The following is a 2,863-nucleotide window of genomic DNA, read 5'->3' on the forward strand; positions in this document are numbered from 1 at the left end:
GCCCACAGAATGATGTCACGCTGAAAATGCCGGCCTTTGAATGGGTTCATGTGCAGCTCCATCAGCAAAAGGGGATGATAAGTTTATCACCACCGACTATTTGCAACAGTGCCCTCGAAGTTGTAGCGAATGGGTAAGCCCCCTTCTTCCAGTACGTGAACCACACGGCACACGGCCCCGCTCTTTGAATTCACGGTATTGACCAGGCGAAGCACTCGGCTTGCATCCTTTGCCCCTGGATCAGCGCCCAGCTCGGCCAGCTTGTTGATTAGATGGGTTTGGCAAGCATTCCAGCGGGGCAGGGCTTGGCGAGGTACTGGCCTTTCCAGTAGCCATTTAGCCTGAATGCCACGCCCTGAATAGACCATGATGGATGGCTGCGGTATGCCTTCAGACTGGCAAAAGTACGTGATGGCCGCCGCCAGTTCTTCAGGCTTGCGACCTTGAGCCCAGGGCATCTTGTAGGTATCGAGATCAGCGAATAACAAACCAATCCGAAGGAGGTTCACGACTCGCCTGTTTGGCCGCATAAACTCGGCCTGTGATAGCCAGGTATCAAGACGATGATCAACAGCATTAAGGACTGTTGGCATCTGCTCAAGAGGGAAAGAGGATTGACGTTTGCCGGTTGGCCATTGCACCAGGAGCGAGAAAAAGCCCCTTGCGCTTGTGTCGTGATATGTTTCTGCCTCGTTCTGACCGAACAAGGACAACTGAGCTTGCGCCATTATTGATGCACCCCTAACTTGCCAAGGGGTACACTCCCGCTATAATAGGAGGTGCAACCCTTAGCCTTATCCAGGCTCCGGCACCTCGGTTGCCGCCAAGCTCACCGAAAGTGCCACCAAATTTAGACCCCGGTAAACCGCCCGCCAAGTTGGTTTCCGGGGTTTTCCCTTTCTATGCCGCTAACGGCCTCACCTGTCCTAGACGACTACGCAACGCCTCGTCATTCTCTGCGTCCCATAGATCCACGGCACTTTGCAGCCCTAGCCAGTATTCCGGCTCTGTTCGTGTAGCTGCTGCCAGGATAAACGCGCTATCGACTGTAACAGGCACTCGCCCGCGACATAGCTGATTAACGTGCTTTCTTGTCCATCCGGTATGGGTGGCCAAGTCTGTTTGAGTGATTCCGTACGGGGCCAAGAATTCCCTTTCAAGTATCTGGCCAGGTGTGGCCGGTCGTGATTGGTTCATGTAATAAGCCCTCATCAGAATGATGTGTTTTGAAGTGTAACCTAGTTGGTAAACTTCAACAATAGATCAGGCCCGCCCTGTAATAGGGGAGGGACTTGTCTCACAACATTGAGGCGATCACCTGGTTGAGCTGCTGCCGGTGCCTGGTGAGTTGGCCACCTGGTCGAGCTGCCGCCTGTAATAGGGGGGGACTTGTCTCACCGCATCGAGGCGATCACCTGGTTGAGCTGTTGATTTACTTCTGGCGTCCAGATCTGAACTTAGCAACAGCCATCACCAACACAACATCTTGTGCGCCGGCAGCTGATCGCGGCCACCATATCTAGTGTTTCAATTTTGGATTGCGCAATCCAAAATAGGCGTAAAAATAACGATGGTTTTCTTTACATGATTGGATTTGCTGGCCACTGTCATTTTCAGAAGACGACTGCACCAGACAACGCGGTTTGAAGGCTGTTGTGCAGTCGTCTATTGAACGAACAGTATCAGGAGTCCGCTGCACGAATGATGACCTCAAGCCGGTTCTGGTCGCGCTGGCGACCGATCAGCCCCTGGATGTGCGATACCGCGACCACGATCTTTCCGGCGATTGGGCGGGCTACCGCGAATGCTACATCAAGCCCGACCTGCTGCTGATCTACCGCAAGTCCGACGCCGACACCCTGCGACTGGCGCGGCTTGGCTCCCATAGCGAGCTGTTCGGCTGATGCCAGTCGCCTTGTCCGCCAAACGATCATTAGTCGGCCATGCCGGACACTGTCCAGCAAAGTTATTGCACAACGGGTTGTCGGACATTAAGATAGGCGGACGGAATGACGGACAAGAGAGGCGGCAAATGGCACTGATCGGCTATGCGCGGGTATCGACGGCGGAACAGGACACCGCCTTGCAGACGGATGCGCTACGCAAGGCAGGCTGCGAGCGCGTTTTCGAGGACACGGCTTCCGGGGCCAAGGCCGACCGCCCCGGCTTGGCTGATGCGCTGGCCTACCTGCGCGACGGCGACGTGCTGGCCGTCTGGCGGCTGGATCGGCTCGGGCGCTCTATGCCGCACCTAATCGAAACGATAGGCGCGCTGGAAGCGCGAGGCGTCGGCTTCCGTTCTCTGACGGAAGCCATCGACACCACCACGCCAGGCGGGCGGCTCATCTTCCACGTGTTCGGCGCGCTGGGCCAGTTCGAGCGCGACTTGATCCGCGAGCGCACCAAGGCCGGGTTGACTGCCGCCGCCGCTCGTGGGAGGAAGGGCGGGCGAAAGCCGGTTGTCACCGCCGACAAGTTGCAGCGAGCGCGGGAGCACATCGCCAACGGGCTTAATGTCCGAGAGGCCGCTACACGGCTCAAGGTGAGCAAGACGGCCCTGTACACCGCGCTGCAATCCACCAGTGCAGCCGACTCCTGATATTCCGTGCAGTCGTCTTCTGAAAATGACACTCACGCGCAGGTAGATGCGTGCGACTTTCATGCGGGCCTCCTGGTCATTTTGGGTATAGGGAAAATGACCATTGTTTCACGCCTAGCCAAAAAGGGAAGGTTCCCGGTTCAAATGTCGTTTTCAGAAGACGGCTGCACTGAACGTCAGAAGCCGACTGCACTATAGCAGCGGAGGGGTTGGATCCATCAGGCAACGACGGGCTGCTGCCGGCCATCAGCGGACGCAGGGAGG

Annotated in this window: 5 protein-coding genes; 2 read left to right on the plus strand and 3 right to left on the minus strand. The window is 56.7% G+C overall.

The features are described from left to right. Positions 1-86 precede the first annotated feature (86 nt). Both ACOTX5_RS26310 and ACOTX5_RS26315 read right to left on the minus strand, forming a co-directional pair. A complete protein-coding gene (locus ACOTX5_RS26310; protein ID WP_204378140.1) occupies positions 87-728 on the minus strand; it encodes a hypothetical protein in 642 nt (213 codons plus the stop codon). Between the two features lie 172 nt (positions 729-900). Next, entirely contained in the window at positions 901-1,212 is a 312-nt protein-coding gene (locus ACOTX5_RS26315; RefSeq protein ID WP_306414229.1) for a HigA family addiction module antitoxin, read from the minus strand. A 443-nt stretch (positions 1,213-1,655) separates the two neighbouring features. On the opposite strand from ACOTX5_RS26315, the gene ACOTX5_RS26320 reads away from it, so the two are divergent. After that, positions 1,656-1,904 (plus strand): type II toxin-antitoxin system YafQ family toxin, encoded by a 249-nt coding sequence (locus tag ACOTX5_RS26320; protein ID WP_011191340.1) that lies wholly within the window; start codon positions 1,656-1,658, stop codon positions 1,902-1,904. 128 nt (positions 1,905-2,032) lie between these two features. Further along, on the plus strand, positions 2,033-2,599 hold the full coding sequence (locus ACOTX5_RS26325; protein WP_003159185.1) for a recombinase family protein: 567 nt from the start codon (positions 2,033-2,035) through the stop codon (positions 2,597-2,599). A gap of 76 nt (positions 2,600-2,675) precedes the next feature. Here the strand turns inward: ACOTX5_RS26325 and ACOTX5_RS26330 are convergent. After that, positions 2,676-2,863 (minus strand): hypothetical protein (locus tag ACOTX5_RS26330; RefSeq protein ID WP_238579845.1); only part of this gene is annotated, 188 nt, incomplete at its 5' end.

This window comes from Enterobacter cloacae complex sp. IR5441 (assembly GCF_049238215.1).
Lineage (GTDB): Bacteria > Pseudomonadota > Gammaproteobacteria > Enterobacterales > Enterobacteriaceae > Enterobacter > Enterobacter hormaechei_C.